The sequence below is a fragment of the Novosphingobium sp. FW305-C-111 genome, assembly GCF_058783565.1.
This window is the reverse complement of sequence record NZ_JBYSYP010000005.1, coordinates 138,726-158,755: the sequence shown is the minus strand read 5'-3', so window position 1 is coordinate 158,755 and position 20,030 is coordinate 138,726. Positions and strand designations below refer to the sequence as shown.

20 protein-coding genes and 1 tRNA gene are annotated in these 20,030 nt (G+C 67.6%); 6 read left to right on the top strand and 15 right to left on the bottom strand.

The features are described 5' to 3' along the window. Window positions 1-6 precede the first annotated feature (6 nt). Window positions 7-1,359, top strand: a complete 1,353-nt coding sequence (hflX, locus tag AC3WLD_RS07875; RefSeq protein ID WP_492556393.1) for a GTPase HflX — start codon at window positions 7-9, stop codon at window positions 1,357-1,359. On the opposite strand, the gene mazG is transcribed toward hflX, so the two are convergent. From mazG to AC3WLD_RS07825, 10 genes are all read right to left on the bottom strand, one after another. Further along, a complete protein-coding gene (gene mazG, locus AC3WLD_RS07870; protein WP_492556392.1) occupies window positions 1,336-2,130 on the bottom strand; it encodes a nucleoside triphosphate pyrophosphohydrolase in 795 nt (264 codons plus the stop codon). The genes hflX and mazG overlap by 24 nt on opposite strands. 75 nt (window positions 2,131-2,205) lie before the next feature. Then, window positions 2,206-2,373 (bottom strand): hypothetical protein, encoded by a 168-nt coding sequence (locus AC3WLD_RS07865; protein ID WP_492556391.1) that lies wholly within the window; start codon window positions 2,371-2,373, stop codon window positions 2,206-2,208. Then, window positions 2,373-3,140, bottom strand: a complete 768-nt coding sequence (locus AC3WLD_RS07860) for an MBL fold metallo-hydrolase (protein ID WP_492556390.1) — start codon at window positions 3,138-3,140, stop codon at window positions 2,373-2,375. The genes AC3WLD_RS07865 and AC3WLD_RS07860 overlap by 1 nt, the downstream gene beginning before the upstream one ends. Next, window positions 3,137-3,913, bottom strand: a complete 777-nt coding sequence (locus AC3WLD_RS07855; RefSeq protein ID WP_492556389.1) for a TatD family hydrolase — start codon at window positions 3,911-3,913, stop codon at window positions 3,137-3,139. Before AC3WLD_RS07855 ends, AC3WLD_RS07860 begins: the two co-directional genes overlap by 4 nt. Beyond that, the gene (metG, locus tag AC3WLD_RS07850) at window positions 3,913-5,478 is read right to left on the bottom strand and encodes a methionine--tRNA ligase (protein ID WP_492556388.1); all 1,566 of its coding nucleotides are present in this window, start codon (window positions 5,476-5,478) and stop codon (window positions 3,913-3,915) included. Before metG ends, AC3WLD_RS07855 begins: the two co-directional genes overlap by 1 nt. 17 nt (window positions 5,479-5,495) lie before the next feature. Next, on the bottom strand, window positions 5,496-6,467 hold the full coding sequence (locus tag AC3WLD_RS07845; protein WP_492556387.1) for a DNA polymerase III delta subunit-related protein: 972 nt from the start codon (window positions 6,465-6,467) through the stop codon (window positions 5,496-5,498). Then, window positions 6,464-7,093, bottom strand: a complete 630-nt coding sequence (tmk, locus tag AC3WLD_RS07840) for a dTMP kinase (RefSeq protein ID WP_492556386.1) — start codon at window positions 7,091-7,093, stop codon at window positions 6,464-6,466. The genes AC3WLD_RS07845 and tmk overlap by 4 nt, the downstream gene beginning before the upstream one ends. Further along, window positions 7,090-8,247: a D-alanyl-D-alanine carboxypeptidase family protein gene (locus AC3WLD_RS07835; RefSeq protein WP_492556385.1), complete on the bottom strand. Its 1,158-nt coding sequence runs from the start codon at window positions 8,245-8,247 to the stop codon at window positions 7,090-7,092. Before AC3WLD_RS07835 ends, tmk begins: the two co-directional genes overlap by 4 nt. Before the next feature lie 42 nt (window positions 8,248-8,289). Then, entirely contained in the window at window positions 8,290-9,261 is a 972-nt protein-coding gene (locus AC3WLD_RS07830) for a septal ring lytic transglycosylase RlpA family protein (protein ID WP_492556384.1), read from the bottom strand. Further along, a complete protein-coding gene (locus AC3WLD_RS07825) occupies window positions 9,245-10,291 on the bottom strand; it encodes a lytic murein transglycosylase (protein ID WP_492556383.1) in 1,047 nt (348 codons plus the stop codon). Before AC3WLD_RS07825 ends, AC3WLD_RS07830 begins: the two co-directional genes overlap by 17 nt. 80 nt (window positions 10,292-10,371) lie before the next feature. Here AC3WLD_RS07825 and AC3WLD_RS07820 point away from each other — a divergent pair. The 4 genes from AC3WLD_RS07820 to AC3WLD_RS07805 all read left to right on the top strand — a co-directional run bounded on the left by AC3WLD_RS07820 (window position 10,372) and on the right by AC3WLD_RS07805 (window position 13,021). Continuing rightward, a tRNA-Ser gene (locus AC3WLD_RS07820) sits at window positions 10,372-10,461 on the top strand. 98 nt (window positions 10,462-10,559) lie between these two features. Continuing rightward, a complete protein-coding gene (locus AC3WLD_RS07815; protein WP_492556382.1) occupies window positions 10,560-11,591 on the top strand; it encodes a CDP-alcohol phosphatidyltransferase family protein in 1,032 nt (343 codons plus the stop codon). Window positions 11,592-11,672: 81 nt separating this feature from the next. Continuing rightward, window positions 11,673-12,386, top strand: coding sequence for a phosphocholine cytidylyltransferase family protein (locus tag AC3WLD_RS07810; protein WP_492556381.1), 714 nt, complete (start codon window positions 11,673-11,675; stop codon window positions 12,384-12,386). Beyond that, a complete protein-coding gene (locus tag AC3WLD_RS07805; RefSeq protein WP_492556380.1) occupies window positions 12,383-13,021 on the top strand; it encodes an HAD family hydrolase in 639 nt (212 codons plus the stop codon). The genes AC3WLD_RS07810 and AC3WLD_RS07805 overlap by 4 nt, the downstream gene beginning before the upstream one ends. A 111-nt stretch (window positions 13,022-13,132) precedes the next feature. On the opposite strand, the gene lpdA is transcribed toward AC3WLD_RS07805, so the two are convergent. Genes lpdA through AC3WLD_RS07785 form a run of 4 tightly spaced genes read right to left on the bottom strand, consistent with a single transcriptional unit; the run spans window position 13,133 to window position 16,801 of the window. Continuing rightward, window positions 13,133-14,545 carry a dihydrolipoyl dehydrogenase gene (lpdA, locus tag AC3WLD_RS07800; protein ID WP_492556379.1) on the bottom strand — a complete coding sequence of 471 codons (1,413 nt, stop codon included), beginning with the start codon at window positions 14,543-14,545 and terminating at the stop codon, window positions 13,133-13,135. 19 nt (window positions 14,546-14,564) lie between these two features. Next, window positions 14,565-14,996: an SH3 domain-containing protein gene (locus AC3WLD_RS07795; protein WP_492556378.1), complete on the bottom strand. Its 432-nt coding sequence runs from the start codon at window positions 14,994-14,996 to the stop codon at window positions 14,565-14,567. Next, window positions 14,993-15,421 carry a hypothetical protein gene (locus AC3WLD_RS07790; RefSeq protein ID WP_492556377.1) on the bottom strand — a complete coding sequence of 143 codons (429 nt, stop codon included), beginning with the start codon at window positions 15,419-15,421 and terminating at the stop codon, window positions 14,993-14,995. Before AC3WLD_RS07790 ends, AC3WLD_RS07795 begins: the two co-directional genes overlap by 4 nt. Before the next feature lie 48 nt (window positions 15,422-15,469). Then, window positions 15,470-16,801: a pyruvate dehydrogenase complex dihydrolipoamide acetyltransferase gene (locus tag AC3WLD_RS07785; protein ID WP_492556376.1), complete on the bottom strand. Its 1,332-nt coding sequence runs from the start codon at window positions 16,799-16,801 to the stop codon at window positions 15,470-15,472. Between the two features lie 151 nt (window positions 16,802-16,952). On the opposite strand from AC3WLD_RS07785, the gene AC3WLD_RS07780 reads away from it, so the two are divergent. Further along, complete coding sequence (locus tag AC3WLD_RS07780; protein ID WP_492556375.1) at window positions 16,953-17,414, top strand: universal stress protein; 462 nt, start codon at window positions 16,953-16,955, stop codon at window positions 17,412-17,414. A 316-nt stretch (window positions 17,415-17,730) separates the two neighbouring features. Here AC3WLD_RS07780 and AC3WLD_RS07775 read toward each other — a convergent pair whose 3' ends face one another. Continuing rightward, a complete protein-coding gene (locus AC3WLD_RS07775; protein ID WP_492556374.1) occupies window positions 17,731-20,019 on the bottom strand; it encodes a ribonuclease R family protein in 2,289 nt (762 codons plus the stop codon). Window positions 20,020-20,030 lie beyond the last annotated feature (11 nt).

The following is a 20,030-nucleotide window of genomic DNA, read 5'->3' as shown; positions in this document are numbered from 1 at the left end:
CACCCCTTGAGTACCGACACGCCCGATCGCTCCCCGGAAGACCTCGCCAATGAGGTCAGCCGGGGCGCGCGCGCCGTCGTCGTCCTGCCCGACATCCGCCTGCGCGGCGGCGGTCTGGGCGAGGATGCCGAGGCGCGCCTGGAAGAGGGGAAGGGCCTGGCCCTGGCGATCGGCATCATCGTCGCCGATGCCATGGTGATCCCGGTCCGCGCGCCCCGCGCCGGCACTCTGTTCGGCGAAGGGCAGATCGAGAACATCGCCATTGCCTGCACCCAGAACGAAGCCGAGCTGGTCATCGTCGACGGCTCGCTCACGGCGATCCAGCAGCGCAACCTCGAGGAAAAGCTCAAGCGCAAGGTCATCGACCGGACAGGGCTGATCCTCGAAATCTTCGGCGAGCGCGCCGCGACCGCGGAAGGGCGGCTCCAGGTGGAACTCGCCCACCTCGATTACCAGGCAAGCCGCCTCGTGCGCAGCTGGACCCACCTCGAACGCCAGCGCGGCGGCTTCGGCTTCCTCGGCGGGCCGGGCGAGACCCAGATCGAGGCCGACCGGCGGATGATCCGCGACCGCATGGGGCGCCTGCGCCGCGAACTCGAGCAAGTCCGCCGCACCCGCGGGCTCCACCGCGAGCGGCGCCAGCGCGCACCGTGGCCGATCGTCGCGCTGGTCGGCTACACCAACGCGGGCAAGTCGACGCTGTTCAACCGCCTGACCGGGGCGGGGGTGATGGCCGAAGACCTGCTGTTCGCCACGCTCGACCCGACAATGCGGGCGATTCGCCTCCCGGCCGTCGACAAGGCGATCCTGTCGGACACGGTGGGGTTCATCTCCGACCTGCCGACCCAGCTCGTCGCCGCGTTCCGGGCGACGCTGGAGGAGGTCATCGCAGCCGACGTCATCGTCCACGTCCGCGACATCGCGAACCCGTCGACCTCGGCGCAGAAGCTGGAAGTCGAAGGCGTGCTCGCAGACCTGGGCGTGATCGATCCGGAAGGCGGCGCATCGGTCCCGATCATCGAGGCGTGGAACAAGTGGGACCTGCTCTCGCCTGAGGAGCGCGACACCCGCCGGGCACTGATCGACGCGAAGGTTTCGGCCGTTCCTGCGGTGCCGATCTCGGCAGTGACCGGGGAAGGGGTCGGCGAACTGCTTGACCGGATCGGCGAAATCCTCACCGGCGAGGCCAGGGTCCATGCGCTGACCGTACCGGTGACCGATGGCCAGCGCCTCGCCTGGCTCCATGCGCACGGCGACGTGATCGACGAGGTTCCGGGCGAGGACGAGGCCGGGCTGCCGGTCTCCTACCTGAAAGTCCGCCTGACGCCGCGCGAGCTAGGCCGTTACACCCGCCTCTGAGCGCTTCACTGCCTGCCACAATGCTTCCTGCTCATCGAGCGAGAGGCCGGCAAAGTCCCTATTCGCAAGCTCTTCCATCGCCCGGTAGCGGCGTTCGAACTTGGCGCTGGCGGCGCGCAAAGCCTCTTCGGGTGCGATCTTGCGGGCCCGGAGATAATTCACCACCGCGAACAGCAGGTCGCCGGCTTCCTCGGCCGCGTCTGCTTCTGAGGTTGCACCCTCAAGCTCTTCGATTTCCTCGAATATTTTGTTCCTCGGGCCTTCTGTATCGGGCCAGTCGAACCCGTCGCGCGCCGCGCGCTTCTGGAGCTTTTCCGCGCGCATCAGGGCCGGCAGGGCAAGGGCGACGCCGTCCATCGCGCTCGCTTCGCCGCGTGCGGTCCGTTCGGCGGCCTTGAGTGCCTCCCAGCGTACCTCGCGTGGTTCATCCTCCGGCGCGCCGTCGCCGAAGATATGCGGATGGCGCGCCTCCATCTTGCCGGAGATTGCGGCAGCGACGTCGGCGAACGCGAACAAGCCGGCTTCCTCGGCAATGCGGGCGTGGAACACGACCTGAAAGAGCAGGTCGCCAAGCTCGTCCTTGATTGCCGCGATGTCGCCGCGGGCGATAGCGTCGGCGACTTCGTAGCTTTCCTCGATCGTGTACGGTGCAATCGTCTCGAACGTCTGGGCGCGATCCCATTCGCAGCCGTTTGCCGGATCGCGCAGCCGCGCCATGATGGCGAGCAGTCGCTCGAGTTGCGTCTGGGGAGCGGAAGAGGGCGTGGACATCGGCGCGATCAGGCCTGCTATCTAGGAACGATAATAAGTATTATGTTAAGTGCGAGACAGCCCGCGAGGGGGCCCTCACGCAAAACGATCAAGCGCATAAGCGAGCGCGGCGATCACGATCGCCCAGCTCACCGCCATCCACGCCTTCCGCTCGAACGACAGCCGATGCGAACGCAGCGAGCCGAATGCCAGCGCCAGCCACGCGAGGCCGGAGACCAGGAACATGAGCGTCCAGCTGTCCATCAGGCTTCGATCACCATCCCGTCATAACCGGGTTCGACGTGCCCCGGCAGCTCGTCGCACAAGGTACGATAGTCCATCGACTTGTCGAGATGTGTCAGCACGCCGCGCTTGGCCCGGCAGGCTTCGATGAGTTCGAGCGACATCGCGAGATGCGCGTGCGTGGGATGCGGATTGCGGCGCAGGCAATCGACGACAAGGATATCGACTCGGTCAAACAGCGCGACCATCTCGCCCGTAATCTCGCTGAGGTCTGTCGCATAACCGATTGATTTACCGCCATCCTCGAAACGGAACGCAGTCGATTGCGCAGGTCCGTGCGGCATCTGGCAGTGGCCGACGCCGACCCCGCCGACCATCCGCACCCGGTCGAGGTTGTCGAGTTCGCAGATCGTTGGATAGCCATGCTGGCCCGCGAAGATGTAGCCGAAGCGCTGGCGCAGGCGGCGCACGGTTTCGTTCGCCGCGTAACCTGGCAGCGGATGGTACCGCGCCATGCGGAAAGGCCGCAGGTCGTCGATGCCGTGACAGTGGTCAGCATGGTCGTGGGTCCAGAATACCGCGTCGATCCGGTCGATTCCGGTGGCGAGGAGCTGGTGCCGCAGGTCCGTTGAGGTATCGACCAGCAGCCGTGATCCCGAGCTTCCCTCGACGATGATCGAGGCGCGTGTCCGGCGGTTGCGCGGTTCCTGGGGATCGCACAGTCCCCAGTCGTTGCCAATCCGCGGCACCCCGGTCGAAGTGCCCGAGCCGAGTATAACCAGCTTCATCCGGCGGCTTTCTGGAACAATCGCATGAAGTTGCGACCGGTCGTCGCAGCCAGTTCCTCGCTGGAAACGCCGCGCAGGCCGGCCACGAACGCGCAGGTGTCGGACACGAACGCCGGCTCGCAGGTCTTGCCCCTGTGCGGCACCGGCGCAAGGAACGGCGCGTCGGTTTCCACCAGCAGCCGATCTTCCGGGAGATCGCGGGCGATGTCCTGAAGATCCTTCGCGTTCTTGAAGGTGACGATGCCCGACAGCGAGATCGTCAGGCCGAGGTCCAGCACGGTCCGGGCAAAGCCGGCCGACGCCGTAAAGCAGTGGATGAGCGCGGGGAAGGCGCCCTTCCCCATCTCCTCGGTCATGATCGCGGCGGTGTCGTCTTCCGCATCGCGGGTGTGGACGATCAGCGGCAGCCCGGTCTCGCGGGCCACCCCGATATGGACGCGGAACAGGTCGCGCTGCACCTGCCGGTCGGAGTGATCGTAGAAGTAGTCGAGCCCGGTCTCGCCTATCCCGATGACCCTGGGGTCTGCCGCAGCCTCGAGCAGCGCCGCCGCACCGAGATCGGCATGCGCGTCGGCCTCGTGCGGGTGGATCCCGATCGAGGCCCAGACGTCCGGCTCGCGGTGTGCCGTGCCGACCACATCGGCCCACTCGCGCTGGCGGGTCGAGATGTTGAGGAAGCCCTTAACCCCGCGGGCCCGCGCACGTTCGAGCACGGTCTGCTGTTCTTCGACCAAGCCCTTGTAATTCAGATGACAATGCGAATCGATGAGCATCAGTCCGCGCCGTCCTCGGCGGGCATTTCAAGCCGCGGGAATGCGCCGACCGGCTGTGCCAGCCTGTCCCCGGTCGCGACGCGGCGGTCGTACCAGGCTGTGTCGGCAAGCGCGCCATAGGTCCGCTCGTCCGCCGGAATTCCGAGCTGGTCGAGCACCTTCGCCGCGCTGTTTGGCACTACTGGCAGGATGGCAATGGCAAGGTCGCGGATGGCCATGAACAGGGTAAGCAGCACCGCCTGCATTCGTTCCGGATCGGTCTTCTTGAGCGTCCAGGGGGCCTGCTCGTCGATGTACTGGTTGCACGCGAACACGGCGCGCATCCATGCCTCGATTCCGACGGAAAAGCTCAGTGCTTCGAATTCGCGGGGTAGTTCGGTTTCACAGGCGCTGCGCACCAGCGCGTGGAGCTGGTCGTCCGCCTCGATTCTCGAAAACACCGAAAGTTCGCCATCCATGTTCTTGAAGATCATGGAAAGAACCCGCTGCGCAAGGTTCCCGAAGCTGTTCGCGAGTTCCGCGTTGCAGCGGGTCACGATCGCTTCTGCCGAGAAGCTGCCGTCGTTGCCGAAGGAGACGTCGCGCATCAGGAAATAGCGCAGCTGGTCGACCCCGAACACGTCCGCCAGCTCCAGCGGATCGACGACGTTGCCCAGCGACTTCGACATCTTCTCGCCGCGGTGGAGCAGGAACCCGTGGCTGAACACCCGCTGCGGCACCGGCAGGCCGGCACTCTTGAGGAAGGCCGGCCAGTAGACGGTGTGAAAACGGGTGATGTCCTTGCCGATCAGGTGCAGGCTGGCGGGCCAGTATTTCGCGAAATCGCCGTCGCGATCGGGGAAGCCGATGCCGGTGAGATAGGTGGTCAAGGCATCGACCCACACGTACATCACGTGCCCCGGGCTGCCCGGCACCGGCACACCCCAGTCGAAGCTGGTGCGCGAGACCGAAAGGTCGCGCAGCTCGTTGCCCTTGAGGAAGCTCAGCACCTCGTTGCGGCGGCTTTCCGGTTCGAGAAAACCTGGCGTTTCATTGAGTTCGATGAGGAAGTCGCGGTACTTCGAGAGGCGGAAGAACCAGCTTTCCTCGACGTTCCATTCGACCGGTGTCCCTTGCGGGGAGAGGCGTTGCCCCCCTTCCCCCGTGGTCAGTTCGCTCTCGTCGTAGAACGCCTCGTCGCGGATCGAGTACCAGCCCTCGTAGCGGTCGAGGTAGAGGTCGCCGGTGTCGGCCATCGCCTGCCACAGCGCCTGGCTCGCGGCTTTGTGACGCTCTTCCGTGGTGCGGCAGAATGCATCGATCGAGATATCAAGACGTTCGCACATCTCGCGGAAATGGTTCGACATTTCCGTCGCAAAGTCGAGCGTATCGCGGCCCGCGTTGCGCGCCGTCTGGGCCATCTTGAGGCCGTGCTCGTCGGTGCCGGTGATCAGCCGAACGTCGCGGCCCTGCATCCGCTGGAATCGGGCGATGACGTCGGCGGCGATCGCTTCGTAGGCGTGGCCGATGTGCGGCTTGCCGTTGGGATAGCTGATCGCGGTGGTCAGGTAATAGGGGGCGCCCATCGGGGCCTTTCTCTTGGCTAGGCTTGGTCGGCCCCTTCCCTAGTCGCCGCCACGTTGGCCAGCAACCCGCCGATTTCCATGACGAGCAGCGCGGCATCGTAATTGTAGGTCGGCACCTGCCCGGCGAGGCGAACCAGCGCCTCGTGCGCTTCGATCAGGCGAAGCTGGGCGGCACCTGACGTGTCGCGAAGCGCACCTGCCGTGACCATGCGTGCCGCTTCGACCGCGGCAAGCTGCCGCTCGCGGTCGGGCCGCTGGCCGATCGCCGGGGCCAGCGCTGCGCGCAGCGAGAAGTCGGGGTCGCCTTCGCGCAGCAGCCGCTCGAACAGCGGGTGGAGCGTGCCGAGGTCCTGCTCGGCAAAGGCCATCGCCGCACCGGGCGAGCCACCGGACGCCGCGACAGCTCCGGCCCGCGCGGCGCGGTCGAGCTGCGGCATCGCCGAGGCCAGCGCCCGGTCCACGTCCTCGTCCGACAGCGGCGCGAACCGCAGGATCAGGCAGCGCGAACGCACGGTCGGCAGCAGGCGTCCGAGGCGGTGCGTGACGAGCAGGAAGAAGGTCCCGGCGGGCGGCTCCTCCAGGCTCTTGAGCAGGGCGTTGACCGCGCTCTTCTCGAGATCGTCGGCGGCGTCGATGATCACTACCCGCCGCGGTCCCAGCGTCGGGCGGGTGAAGAGGCGGGCCTGCATCTGGCGGACCTGGTCGACCGAGATGCTGCGCTTGCGGGTGTAGGCCTTGCCGTCGTCGCGCTTCTTCGCCTCGTCATCGTTGGCCGGGAGCGGCTCGAGGACGAGAATATCGGGGTGGCTCTCCACGGGTGGCTGCGACACCCCGGGCACCGCGACCAGCTCCGCGGCGGCGGCAAGCGCGAAGCTCGCCTTGCCAAGGCCGCGCTTGCCGGTGAGGATCCAGCCATGGTGCATCCGCGCACCGGCCATGGCCGCGCGCCAGGTCCGCCAGGCGTGATCGTGGCCGAGCAGCGCGCTCATCCCAGTCGCTCCGCCACCAACGCAAAGATGCGGGCATGGACGGCGTCCGGCGCATCGTCGGCGCGGACTTCGGCGAAGCGGGCGGGCTCGGCCTCGGCCATGCGGCGGAAAGCGGCATCGACGCGGGCGTGGTACGCGGCCGGGCGGCCACCGATGGCATCGCTCGAGCCCTGGTCACGTAACGCGAGGCGACTGGCGGCCACCTCGGGCGCTACGGTGAGGAACAGCGTCAGATCGGGCAGCAGGCCCTCGCTGCCGATGCCGTGGAGCGCCATGACGTCAGCGTCCGAAAGCCCGCCACCACCGCCCTGGTAGGCGCGGCTGCTGTCGACGAAGCGGTCGCAGATCACCCACTGCCCGGCGTTCAGCGCGGGGCGGATCAGCCGCTCGACATGGTCGGCGCGGGCGGCGGCGAAGAGCAGGGCCTCGGCGCGCGGCCCCCAGCCTTCGCCCGGCGGGCCGAGCAGCAGCGCACGGATCGCCTCGGCCCCCGGCGTGCCGCCCGGTTCGCGGGTCATCACCACGGCGCGGCCTTGCGCGCCAAGTGCCTCGGCCAAGAGCCGCGCCTGGGTCGACTTGCCCGCGCCTTCGCCGCCCTCGAAGGCGATGAACCTGCCCCGCGTCACAGCCCCAACAGCCCCAGAAAACCGTTACGTAACCGGTCGAACCAGCTGCCGGCGGGCACGTCGCTGCCGGCGACCAGCGGCATCTCGACCCGCTCGCCCCCCTGGTACGTAACGACCAGCTGGCCGATGTCCTGTCCCTTGGCGATGGGAGCCTCGAGTGGTCCGCGATAGCGCATCGAGAGCGTATAGACCGGCTTCTCCCCCGGCGACACCGTGAGATAGAGCAGGCGCGGCGCGACGGCGGTTACGTAACGCTCCGCGCCGCCCTGCACCTCGGCCTTGCCGATCCGCGCGCCCGCCTCGAACAGCCGCTCGATGTCCCATCCGGCATAGGCCCATTCGACGAACGCCCGCGATTCGTCTCGGCGGACCGGGGCGCGGTCGTAGCCGGCGACGACCATGATCACCCGCCGGCCGTTGCGGAGCACGGAGCCGACGAAGCCGTACCCCGCCTCGTTGGTGAACCCGGTCTTGATCCCGTCCGCCCCGGCGGTGACGCCGTAGAGCGGGTTGTGGTTGGGCTGGTCGATGCCGTTGTAGCTCATCCCGGCATGGCCGAAGTAGTGCTTGTAGAGCGCGGGGTGCCGCTCGATCATTGCGCGGGAAAGCGCGGCCAAGTCGGCGGCAGAAACAAAGGTGCGGCCCTCGTCCATCCAGCCGTTGGGCGTGTTGAAGTGGCTGTCGCGCATACCCAGCGCGCGGGCCTTCTCGTTCATCAGCCGGGTGAAGGCGGGCACGCTGCCGGAAATCCCCTCGGCGAGCACGATACAACCATCGTTGGCGGAAACCGTGATGATTCCCTTCAGCAGGTCGTCGACCGAAACCTCGCTGTTCTCGGCCAGGAACATGGTGCTGCCGACGTTGTGCCAGGCGCGGAATGCCGGAGTGGAGACGCGGAAGCGCTGGCGCGGGTCGAGCTTTCCCTCCCGGATCAGTTCGAACGCGACATAGGCGGTCATCACCTTGGTCAGCGAGGCGGGGACGAAGCGTCGGTGGCTGTCGCGCTCGAACAGCACTCGGCCCGATCCGGCGTCGAGCATCAGCGCGATCGGCGCGGTGAGCGACTGCTGCGGCGAGAGGAACGGCGCGGGCTGCGCCAGCGCCGGAAGCGGCGCGAGCGCGATGAGGAACCCGGCAAGCAGACGTTTCGGCAAGGACACGACCCAGACACCACGGGCGCGCTCCTTGCAGGCAGGCTAGGGCGCGCGCACCACCCGGGCATCGGCATAGCCCGCGGCCTTGACCTTCGCCAGAGCGGCATTGGCCGAGGCTGTGGATGCCAGCGGCCCGACGCGCACGCGCCAGAGCTTGCCCGCGGCCGAGACCGTTCCGCCGATTGCTTTCGCGGCAGCGTCGGCGCGCTCCTTCGACGAGAACGCCGCCGCTTGGACGAACATGCCGGAGTGGCTGGAGGCCGGAGTCGGTGCTGCGGCGGGCTTTGGCTCCGGTTTGGGTGCGGCCTTGGGTGCCGGAGCCGGAGCAGCAGCGACTGCGGCAGGTTTGGGCTCTGTCTTCGCCGCGGCGGCAGGTGCTGGCGCGGCCACAGCAGGCACCGGGCCGGTCTTGGCCAGCGTGCCCGGCGCCAGCACCGGCGAGGTCGCTAGCGGCGCGGGCTCTATTCCCGGCTTCAGTGCCCCGGCAGGCGCGGGCGGCAGCTTGCGCACCAGCACGGCGAGCAGGCCCTTGGGGGTTTCCATCCGTTCGGGCGCAGTTTCGCCGGCGCGGAGCCGGGCGCGCTCGGTTTCGGGCGGATTGACCCGCCGCACCCGCACCGCGACCGTCGCGCCTTGCGGCAGGCCGAGCTGCGCCCAGGCGGCAGGCGAAAGGTCGACAAGATCCGGCCCGCTCATCGGCCCGCGCCGATCGAGCCGGACGAGGATGGTCCGCCCCGAATCGAGCGAGGTCACCTCGACATAGCTCGGCAGCGGCAGGGTGCGGTGCGATCCGGAAATGCCGTTGCCGTCGGCCTGCATCGCCGCATAGCCGACCTGGTCGTAATTGAGGGTGTCGGCAGGCGTGTAGGTTACGCCGTCGATTTCGAACGGATCGCCCAGCACGCGCGGATAATCGCCTTCCGGTCCGGCGGTTTGCGAAATGGCGGAGGCGGACAGCGAAACCGCCGCGACAGCGGCGAGAAACGGGGCGATCCGGCTAGCGGTTAATCTCATCTGCAAGCAATCCCACGGACAGAGCGTAGAAGTTCGAGCAGTTGTAATCGAGGATAACCCTATAATTTCCGGTTAGCAGGTAGCCGGTCTTGCCTTGCCCATCGGGTTCGAGCAGCGTCGCCAGCACATCGTCACCCGGCCAGGCGGCGGTTTTCGGCACGATTCCCAGCGCGCGCCACTCGCGCATGGTCTTCCATCCGCTGTGGCGCTGGAACACCCGGGTGCAGCGCGGGCTCTCCAGTGACGTGCCGAGCGCGGCGCGGTTGAGCTCGCCCGGGACGGTCACGGCAAACCCCCACGGCTGCCCGGGACGCCAGCCAGCATCGTGGAAATAGTTGGCGATCGAGGCGAGCGTATCGGCCCGGCTCGCCCAGATGTCGGCAAAACCGTCACCGTCGCCGTCTTCGGCCACGCGCAGGTAAACGGACGGCAGGAACTGCGGGTTGCCGAACGCGCCGGCCCAGCTGCCGACCATCTTGCCGCGCGGCACCCCGCGGTCGATCATTTTGAGTGCGGCGACGAATTCGTCGGCAAAGAGGTCGCGGCGGCGGCCTTCGTAGGCGAGCGAGGCCAGCGCGCGCGGCAGGTCGAAGTTGCCGGTGTAGCTGCCGTAATTGGTTTCGTGCCCCCAGATCGCCAGGACGATCGGACCCGGAACCCCGTACTTGCGCTCGAGCGTGCCGAGCTGCCCGGCTGTTGCCGCAAACTGCCGCCGCCCGCCGCCGATCCGCGCGGCATCGACATGGGTGCGGCGATAGGGTTCGAACGGCGCGATCGTGGTGCTGGTACCGCCCGGCTGCGCGCGGTCGAGCTCGATCACCCGCTTGTTCAGGGTCATTCCGCCGGTCACCGACGCGATCGTCGATTCGCGCACTCCGGCGGCGCGGGCCTTGGCCGAGAGAAGCTGGAGATAACCCTGGAAACCCGCCTCCTCGCCATCCAGCTGCGCCTGTGCGGGACCCGCCAAGGTCAGGACCAGCGCGGCGGCGAGCGCGGCGCGAAGCGGAAATCGCAAGGAAAAGGAAGCCATCCGCAGGACTGTCGCACACGGGGGAAAGCTTGTGAATCCCCTTTGCGACCATGCGTTCCGTCGCTATCGGGAACCGCGACGGACAGGTGGCCGAGTGGTTTAAGGCAGCGGTCTTGAAAACCGCCGTGGGTGCAAGCTCACCGTGGGTTCGAATCCCACCCTGTCCGCCAGTTTTCGACCGGGGTCTTGTCGCCCCGCTGGGTGGGACCATGACTGCGTGAGCGGATTTTCCGTAGCCATTCCGGCGTCTTCCTTCTTGTGCCAGCGGATGGCGGGCATTTCCGGCGTGGCCCGCGGCGTGATTCTCGCCGATCTCGAAGGCGCTTCACCGATCTGGATCGTGGCTGATCGCCCGGTGGCAGAAGACTGGCGCGAGAGCTTCCGGGTGCGCGAACGGGCGCTGCCCGACGTGCGGATCGTGGCTGAGGCGCCGGACGGCGCGGAGATGCTGCCGGGCGATCGTTATCCGACGCGCGAGGGCATGCGGGCGCTGCGCGAAACGGGTGCCTCGGCGCTGCTGGACGAGACCCTGTTCTGGCCCGCCGGGACGCCCCGCGAACTGACCTGGCGCACGCTCGTCGCGTCGATGAAGCCGAGCGAGGGCTGGGTCGGGCGCAACATCAACCGGCCGATCTCGTTCCGGATGTCGGCGCTGCTGCTGCGGACCGATGTATCGCCCAACGTCGTCACCTGGTTCACCTTTGCGCTGGCGGTGGTGATGTTCGCCGTGCTGGCGAGCGGCACCGTCTGGGGGCTCGCGCTCGGAGGGGCGCTGTACCAGGCGGTTTCGGTGATCGACTGCGTCGACGGGGATATCGCCCGCGTCACTTTCCGCACCAGCAAGTCCGGCGCGGCGCTCGATACCGCGCTCGACATGATCGCCAACCTCGGATTCCTGGTCGGCGTCGGGATCGGGATTGTCCAGGTCCATGGCTGGGCAGAGCTCGAAGTCGCGGTCGAAATGATCGTCGTGGCCGCCTGCGCGATGCTGCTGATGGCGACGCTGCTGCGGTTCGGCCCGCGGCGCGGCAGCTTCGACGTGCTCCGCGGCGCGCTGGAACAGCGTCTTGCGCCCCTCCCCCGGTTCCGCAGCGTCGTGATGACGGTGGAGAAGCTGTTCAAGCGCGATGCCTACGCCCTGTTCGCCGCCATGCTGTGCGTCAGCGGCCTGGCCTGGGCGATCCCGCGCGTCGGCCTGGCGGGGGTGTGCATCTGGCTCATCGCCATCGTCTGGTGCGCCCCGCTGATCGTCCGTGACAAGGACGGGGCGCTGCTTCCGGCCCACCTGAAAGCGCAGTAGTCCCCCGCCTCCCTGCGTTGACGCGGCGGGTTCCCGCCGATACGACGCGGCATCACTCCACGAGGCGGTCAAGGCGGACGAATGAAGGGTATCGTGCTCGCGGCGGGCAGAGGCAGCCGACTCGGACCCGCGACCGCATCCGTCCCCAAGCCGCTGATGGAAGTAGGCCGCCGCCGGTGCATAGACTTTGCGCTGGAGGCGTTGCTGGGGGTGGTCGACGAAGTCGTCGTCGTGACCGGACACATGGCCGACCAGGTCGAGGCGCACCTCGCGGCGCACTGGGCGGACCGGCCGGTGTCGAGCGTGCGCAATCCCGATCTCGAAGCCGGCAACCTGACGTCGCTGCGCGCGGCACGCGGCGCGATCGGCGGCGAGCCGTTCGTGGTCACGAACGCCGACCACCTGTTCCCCGCCGACATGTACACGGCGTTCTTCCGGCCCGGCGCGGGCGTATCCATAAGCTGTGAGCGGGATCGCACGATCCTCGGCGATGAAATGAAGGTCGTTGCACAGGGCACTGATCTAGAACAGATTTCCAAGACGCTTCCAACGTTCGACGGTGCCTACATCGGGACCACCTCGGTAGGCGGCGGGGCGAGCGCCGCCTACTGGGCCGCGTTCGACCGGGTGGCGTCCAGCGCGCCGCTCGCCAGTGCCTCGGTCGAGATGGTGCTGGCCGAACTCGCCCGCGATCCCGCAACCGCGCCGCAGGTCTGCTGGATCGAGGGACTGCGCTGGTTCGAGGTCGATACCGAAGAGGACCTCGCCCTCGCCCGCGCCGGTCTCGGCGCTTGACCCCGGCGGTACTCGTCTTCGATCTCGACGGCACGCTGGTGCCGACGATGGACGACTATGCCGACAAGGCGGCGAGCCTGATGGAAGCGGCGTTCGCCACGCCGTGGGCCGCCGCGCGCGCCGACTACTTCCGCACCTCGGGCCTGCCGTTCGAGAAGCAGCTCCGCGAGCTGTATCCGGACCGCGCCGACACCGACGAGGTGGCGCAGGCGTTCGAAGACTGGAAGGACGGCTACCTGCGCGGGCTGACCCTGGCCGACGCCACCGCCCGCCTGTTCAGCGACTGGCGCGAGCGCGGCCTGAAGATCGCGATCTCGTCGAACAACATGGAGCCCTATGTCGAGCGCATGGCCCGCGACTGGCCGGTGGACTGCGCGCTCGGCTACCGGCCGCGGGACGGCTACGGCAAGGGCGAGCATCACTTCCTGACGCTGGAAGAGCGCTTCGCCCTGCCCCGCTCGCGGTTCCTGTTCGTCGGCGATTCGCCTAACGACGCCCGGATCGCGGCGCGCTGCGGGGTGGCGTTCAGGGCACTGCTGACGAGCGCGTTCACGCCCGCCGACTTCACCGCGGTCGATCCGCAGATCGCGCTGATCTCGGACCTCGCGGAGCTGGCGGACCTGCCGGCAGTCTGACGGGTCTTCCCACGTCACGTCGTCATTGCGAGGCCGCGGGCCGCGGCAATCCCGAGCGTCCAGCACCAAGGATTGCTTCGTCGACATGCTCCTCGCAATAACGAGGATGGTTCAGATGTGCAGCGCGCGCCCATACGCGGCGAGCACGCTCTCGTGCATCGATTCGCTGATCGTCGGGTGCGGGAACACGGTGTTCATCAGCTCCGCCTCGGTCGTCTCGAGCGTCTTCCCGACGACGTAGCCCTGGATCATCTCGGTGACCTCGGCCCCGATCATGTGCGCGCCGAGCAGTTCGCCGGTCTTGGCGTCGAACACCGTCTTCACGAAGCCTTCCGCCTCGCCCAGCGCGATCGCCTTGCCGTTGCCGATGAACGGGAAGGTCCCGGCCTTGACCGTATAGCCCGCCTCCTTGGCTTTCGCCTCGGTCATTCCGACGCTGGCGATCTGGGGATGGCAGTAAGTGCAGCCCGGGATATTGGCGCGGTCGAGCGGGTGCGGGTGGACGTCCTTGTTGCCGAGTTCCTGTGCGATCGCTTCGGCCGCGGTCACGCCCTCGTGGCTCGCCTTGTGCGCCAGCCACGGTCCCTCGGTCACGTCGCCGATCGCCCAGATGCCGGGGACGTTGGTGCGGCCATAACCGTCGACCTTGATGTGGAAGCGCTTGTCGGGCTCGATCTTGCACTCTTCGAGGCCGATGTTCTCGACATTGGGGGCAATGCCCACGGCGACGATGACGTGGCTGAATTCGCTTTCGGTGACAGAGCCGTCCTTGGCCTTGATGGCCGCCTTGATGCCCTTTCCGCCCTTCTCGATCTTCTGGACACCCGCGCCGGTCATGATCGTCATGCCCTGCTTTTTCAGCGCTTTCTCGAGGAACGCGGACACATCGGCATCCTCGACCGGGACAATCCGGTCCATCATCTCAACCACGGTCACTTTCGCGCCCATGTCGTTGTAAAAACTCGCGAATTCTATCCCGATAGCGCCCGAACCGATGACGAGCAGGTCGGTCGGCATTTCCTTGGGAGTCATCGCATGGCGATATGTCCAGATCTTCTCGCCATCGGCCTTGGCGAACGGCAGGTCGCGCGCCCGTGCGCCGGTCGCGATGATGATATGCTTCGATTCGAGCGTTTCGGTGCCCTTGTCGCCCGTCACCTCCAGGTTGCCCGGAGCGACGAGCTTCCCGGTACCCATGTGGACGGTGATCTTGTTCTTCTTCATCAGGTGCGTGACGCCCTGGTTGAGCTGCTTGGCCACCCCGCGCGAGCGCGCGACCACCGCGCCGAGGTCTGCGCTCACCCCGCTGGCCGAGAGGCCATAGTCCTTGGCGTGCTGCATGTAGTGAAAGATCTCGGCCGAGCGGAGCAGCGCCTTTGTCGGAATACAGCCCCAGTTGAGACAGATCCCGCCGAGCAGCTCGCGCTCCACGATCGCGGTCTTCAGGCCCAGCTGCGCCGACCGGATCGCCGCGACGTAACCGCCGGGGCCGGAACCGAGAACGATCACGTCATACTGGGACACAGGCACTTCCTTTCAGGGGTCAACCGGCCGTTACGGCCACGTAGGTACTGGCGACCCAGCCCGAGCGGCAGGGTCCGGAATAAGCAGTCTTGCGGGCGACCGGCGATGATGTGCCGCAGGCCGAAACGGACTGGCCGGCGGCGGGATAGACCACCCCGGCCCACTTCCCGTCCTTGGTCGAATCGCACAGGATCACGACCTGCCCGTTCTTGAGCCTGTCGACCTCGGGCGAGGCGGTGCCCGGGGCGCTGCGGACCGAGAGGACCATGTCCCCCTCATCGCGCAGGCCGCGGACTTCGCCCTGCGAACCGCAGGCGTCGTATTCGGGGCCGTCGATGCCGACGGTGACCGGCTTGGCCGTGGGCGGGGCGGCCTGGACCGAAGTGAGGGGAAGCAGCGCGGCGGCGGCGAGCGCAGCGGCACGGGCGAATGGGCGTGACTGGGTCATCATGCCGCGTCCAATAGCGGATCGTCGATGTCGGCGTGCTGAATGGCGCCTGCGAAGCGATGGAGCGCAAGTAGCCAGGTCATCGCCGTGACAAGGCCGTAGGTCATGCCTACCCACGGAAAATCCGGGCTCTCCTGCGCGGCACCGAACAGCGCACCACCCGCAACCGCAAGGACGACGGCAATGCCGACAACCACAAGCCATTTCACTTTCGCTGCTCGCAGGACGAAGGACAGCGGAACTGCCAGCACAAGCAACCCGCCGAGCACGAAGAAGACCGCAAACATTGCCGCGAACAGTGCCAACAGTAGGCCTTTCAGGAACGCATCTTCGCCCCCCTGAACAACCGACAGGCCCGTGAACACAAGGATCGAGCTGATCAGCGACGCCAACACGGCCACCGCCGGAACCAGCCACAGCAGGTTCACCCCCAAGCGGGGCGCGAACGTCTCGCTGAGCCGCCCCCCGGCCACGACTTATGCAACCAGCCCGAGCGGGTTCTCGATCAGGTTCTTGAGCGCCTGCATCAGCTCCGCCCCGTCCGCGCCGTCGATGGCACGGTGGTCGAAGCTGCCGGTGGCGCTCATCACCGTGGCGATCGAGAGCGCGCCGTCGACCACGTAGGGCCGCTGCTCGCCCGCACCGACGGCGAGGATCATGGCCTGCGGCGGGTTGATCACCGCGTCGAAGCTCTTGATCCCGAACATCCCGAGGTTGGAAAGGCTCGCGGTGCCGCCCTGGTATTCATGCGGCTGCAGCTTGCCCTCGCGGGCGCGGCCCGCCAGTTCCTTCATCTCGGTCGCGATGGCGGAGACCGACTTGGACCCGGCATCGACAATGATCGGGGTAATCAGCCCCGACGGCGCGGCGACGGCAACCGAAATATCGGCACGCTTGTAGGTCCGCAGCTCGTCCCCGGCGAAGCTGACGTTGCACTTCGGTGTCTGGACCAGCGCCTTGGCCAGCGCCTTGATGATCAGGTCGTTGACCGAAAGCTTCACGCCCTGCGGCTCGAGCGCCTTGTTCAGGTCGCCGCGCAGCTTGAGAAGGGCGTCGAGGCGGATGTCCACCGTGAGGTAGATATGCGGGATCGTCTGCTTCGCCTCGGTCAGGCGGCGGGCGATGACCTTGCGGACGTTGTTGAGCTTCTGCGCCTCGTACGGAATGCCGAAGTCCGGGATCGCGGCCGGTGCGGGCGCGGCGGCAGGCGCCGCAGCGGGGGCCGCCGCCGCCGGGGCAGCCGCGGCCTTGGCCGGAGCCGTTGCTGCCGGAGCCGCGCCAGGCTTTGCGCCGTCGACGTCGGCGCGGATGATCCGGCCGTTGGGGCCGGTGCCCTTCACCGCGGAAAGATCGACGCCCTTGTCGGCCGCGATCCGCTTGGCCAGCGGGGAGGCAATGACCCGGTCACCCTTGGCCGCAGGTGCTGCGGACGGCGCAGGCGCGGGAGCAGCCGGTGCGGCCTTAGCTGCAGGAGCAGGAGCAGGAGCAGGAGCAGCAGCAGCAGCAGCAGCAGCAGGAGCAGGTGCCGGCGCGGCCTTGGCCGCAGGAGCCGGAGCCTCATCCTCGTCATCGCCCGCCAGCATCGCAATCACGGTGCCGACCTTCACGCCCTCGGATCCCTCGGCGACCTCGATCGCCGTGATCGTCCCTTCGTCGACCGCCTCGAATTCCATCGTCGCCTTGTCGGTCTCGATCTCGGCCATGATGTCGCCGGACGAAACCTTGTCGCCCACCTTGACCAGCCACTTGGCGAGGGTGCCCTCTTCCATGGTCGGGGACAGGGCGGGCATCTTGATCGCGATGGGCATGGGCGCAGTCCTGGGTTTGGCAGGGGGCGCCCGTTGCGGCTCCCCCATGCCGTAAGGTCATTGCCATTTCCCAACCAACGCCCTCGGGGTCAAGGGGCAAGGCGCTTGCACGTCATACGAATTCGCCCGATATCAGTCCCCGGAGGGGCCGATGTCGCAGCGCGTATACCTTGTGGTGATGGACGAGACCGAGGAATCGAGCCTTGCGCTGCGGTTCGCGGCCCGGCGCGCCACCCGCACCTCCGGTGCGGTCCACATCCTCGCGCTGGTCCCGCGACAGGATTTCGTCGCGTTCGGCGGGGTCCAGGCGACCATCGAGGAGGAGGCGCGCAGCCGCGCCGAAGTGCTTGCCACCACCGCCGCCGGAAGCATCGCCAGCGAGGCCGGGCTGATGCCGGTGATCTCGGTGCGGCAGGGCGACGGTCCGCAGGTCGTGCGCGACTACCTGAAGGAACACCCGGAGGTTTCCGCACTGGTGCTCGGCACCGCCGCCGACGGTCCGCCGGGACCGCTGGTCGCGCACTTCGTGACCCACAATCCCGGCCAACTGCCCTGCCCTATCATGATCGTGCCCGGTGCACTGGCAGTGGAGCAGCTCGACCAGGTGACCTGACGGCGCGGAAATACGCTGTCCTACACGCGCGGCCCCTGCCAGACTTTGGGGCCGCTCTTTCACATGGTTGGGAATCGACGCTCCGGACGCGTTTTCGCGCGTGGGTGTAACCTGTCGTGCGGTAATCAAGCTCTTGGAATTGCGCCATGTTCCTGGGTGACACGGTGTCATCCTGTGTCACCCCGAGTATCATCACTTCCCTCGTCATTGCGAGGCCGCAGGCCGAGGCAATCCAGAAGGCGCACGCACTGCCTGGATTGCTTCGTCACTACCCTCTTCGCAATGACGAAGAGGGTTATGGACCGATGGTGCCGATCTACCGCTTGCGCGACTGGTGGCGGATATTGCCCGGACGGCCGCGCTTGCCCTGTTTGAAGCCGCCGGGTTTGCCGCCGCTCTTGCCGAACGGCTTGCCGCCACGTCGCTCGATCCGGGCGACGCCGGCGCCGAGATCAGGCGGCTCGAACTTGAGCGCGCCGGTCAGCGGATTAGCCTCGGCCAGACGCAGCTGGAGGATCTGGCCGACCGTGTAGCGGTCGCCCGAAAGCTCTCCTTCCAGCGCCCGGCCCTTCTCGTCATACTCGAATCGCTCTGCACCAAGCACCGACACCGGGACCAGCCCGTCGCCGCCGAGCCCGATGATCGTCGCGAACAGGCCGAACTTCTGGACGCCGGTCACGCGGGTTTCGAAGACTTCGCCGACCTTGCCGGAGAGCCATGCGGCGACGTAGCGGTCGATGGTTTCGCGCTCTGCCTCCATCGCCCGGCGCTCGGTGTTGCTGATCGCCTCGCTCACCCGGGTGAGATCCTCGCGGTCCGCATCGGACAGGCCGGAATGCGCCGGAACCTCGCGCGCCTCTGGCCGGGGTTGCTCGAGGCCATAGGCATCGACCAGCGCGCGGTGGACGAGAAGGTCGGAATAGCGCCGGATCGGCGAAGTGAAGTGCGCGTAGCTGCCCAGCGACAGGCCGAAGTGACCGGCATTGCGCGGGCCGTAATAGGCCTGGGTCTGGCTGCGCAGCACCGCTTCCATGACGAGGGCCTTCTCGGTCTCGTCCGAAATGTCCTTGAGCATGCGGTTGAACAGCGACGGCGTGATCACCTGTCCCAGCGCCAGCTTGCGGTCGAAGGTCGCGAGGTATTCCTTGAGCGCAACGAGCTTTTCCCGGCTCGGCGGTTCGTGAATCCGGTAGACGACCGGCGCGACCTTCGCCTCCAGCGCCTTGGCCGCGGCGACGTTGGCGGCGATCATGAAGTCCTCGACCACCCGGTGCGCGTCGAGCCGTTCGCGCAGCGCAACCTCGGCGATCTTGCCATGCTCGTCGAGCACGACCCGCCGTTCGGGAAGTTCGAGTTCGAGCGGGTCGCGGGCACCGCGCGCCTTTTCCAGCGCGCGCCATGCGGACCAGAGGTGAAGCAGCGCCTCGCCTGCCCGGCCCTCGTCGATCCGCGCCTGCGCCTCCTCGTAAGCGATGACTTCAGCGATTCGGACCAGCGCGCGGGTGAAGCGCCAGTCCCTGACTTGGCCGTGCGCGTCGATGGTCAGGTGGCAGGCCATCGCCGCCCGGTCCGCGCCGGATTTCAGCGAGCAGACCTCGGCCGAAAGCACCTCGGGCAGCATAGGTACGACGCGGTCGGGGAAATAGACCGAGTTGCCGCGCTTGCGAGCCTCGCGGTCGAGGGGGCTGCCGGGGCGGACATATAAGCTGACGTCGGCAATGGCGACGACCGCCTGCCACCCACCTTCGTTCGACGGATCGGGGTCGGGCGCGGCCCAGATCGCGTCATCGTGGTCGCGGGCATCGAGCGGGTCGATCGCCACGATCGGCAGGTGACGCAGATCCTCGCGGGTCGCCTCGCTCAACGGGAGCCGGGCGGCGATTTCGGCCTGGGCGAGCGCCTCCTCGCCGAAGCTGTCGGGGATGCCGTACTTGTGGATCGCGATGAGGCTGAAGGCGCGGGGCAGCAGCGGGTCGCCCAGCACTTCGGTGACCTTGACGCCCGAGCGCGGCGAGCGGCCGGCGGGCTCGGCGAGCACCAGTTGCCCGGCCTCCGCCCCGCCGAGGTCGGCGATCGGCGAGGAATTGCGGATGCGTTTGTCCACGGGCGAGAGCCAGCCCTTGCCCGAGGCGTCGATCTCGACGACCCCGAGCACCTGCTCGGTCGAATTGGGCAGCTTCTTCATCGGGTGGGCGATCAGCCCGCGCCCGGCTTCCTCGGTGCGGGCGAGCACGCGGTCGCCCTTGCGCAGCGCCGGCCCCTTCTTGCCGCGCTCGATCACCCGCAGGCGCGGCGGCGGGGCACCGTCGTCGGGTCGCCAGGTGTCGGGAATGGCGATCGCTTCGCCGTCGTCGGTGTCGACGATGCGCAGGACGGTGACCTTCGGCACCCCGCCCATCCGGTGGAACGCGCTGCGGTTACCGTCGATCAAGCCCTCGTCGGCCATGTCGCGGAGCAAGGCCTTGAGCGCGATCTTTTCCGCGCCCTTGAGCCCGAAGTGCCGCGCAATCTCGCGCTTGCCCGCCGGCTCTTCGCTCGTTGCGATGAAATCGAGAACCTGGGTCCGCGTGGGAAGACCGGGCGGCGGGGCGTTTGGGCGAACCATCCGCGGCATGT

What these genes read in the sequence shown, in the direction of transcription:
- AC3WLD_RS07830 (WP_492556384.1), bottom strand. Translation starts at nt 9,261, where the DNA reads ATGAGATTAACCGCTAGCCGGATCGCCCCGTTTCTCGCCGCTGTCGCG.
- AC3WLD_RS07845 (WP_492556387.1), bottom strand. Translation starts at nt 6,467, where the DNA reads ATGAGCGCGCTGCTCGGCCACGATCACGCCTGGCGGACCTGGCGCGCG.
- AC3WLD_RS07785 (WP_492556376.1), bottom strand. Translation starts at nt 16,801, where the DNA reads ATGCCCATCGCGATCAAGATGCCCGCCCTGTCCCCGACCATGGAAGAG.
- metG (WP_492556388.1), bottom strand. Translation starts at nt 5,478, where the DNA reads ATGGGCGCCCCCTATTACCTGACCACCGCGATCAGCTATCCCAACGGC.
- AC3WLD_RS07825 (WP_492556383.1), bottom strand. Translation starts at nt 10,291, where the DNA reads ATGGCTTCCTTTTCCTTGCGATTTCCGCTTCGCGCCGCGCTCGCCGCC.
- mazG (WP_492556392.1), bottom strand. Translation starts at nt 2,130, where the DNA reads ATGTCCACGCCCTCTTCCGCTCCCCAGACGCAACTCGAGCGACTGCTC.
- AC3WLD_RS07865 (WP_492556391.1), bottom strand. Translation starts at nt 2,373, where the DNA reads ATGGACAGCTGGACGCTCATGTTCCTGGTCTCCGGCCTCGCGTGGCTG.
- AC3WLD_RS07860 (WP_492556390.1), bottom strand. Translation starts at nt 3,140, where the DNA reads ATGAAGCTGGTTATACTCGGCTCGGGCACTTCGACCGGGGTGCCGCGG.
- AC3WLD_RS07775 (WP_492556374.1), bottom strand. Translation starts at nt 20,019, where the DNA reads ATGGTTCGCCCAAACGCCCCGCCGCCCGGTCTTCCCACGCGGACCCAG.
- AC3WLD_RS07855 (WP_492556389.1), bottom strand. Translation starts at nt 3,913, where the DNA reads ATGCTCATCGATTCGCATTGTCATCTGAATTACAAGGGCTTGGTCGAA.
- AC3WLD_RS07780 (WP_492556375.1), top strand. Translation starts at nt 16,953, where the DNA reads ATGTCGCAGCGCGTATACCTTGTGGTGATGGACGAGACCGAGGAATCG.
- AC3WLD_RS07795 (WP_492556378.1), bottom strand. Translation starts at nt 14,996, where the DNA reads ATGATGACCCAGTCACGCCCATTCGCCCGTGCCGCTGCGCTCGCCGCC.
- AC3WLD_RS07815 (WP_492556382.1), top strand. Translation starts at nt 10,560, where the DNA reads ATGGCGGGCATTTCCGGCGTGGCCCGCGGCGTGATTCTCGCCGATCTC.
- AC3WLD_RS07810 (WP_492556381.1), top strand. Translation starts at nt 11,673, where the DNA reads ATGAAGGGTATCGTGCTCGCGGCGGGCAGAGGCAGCCGACTCGGACCC.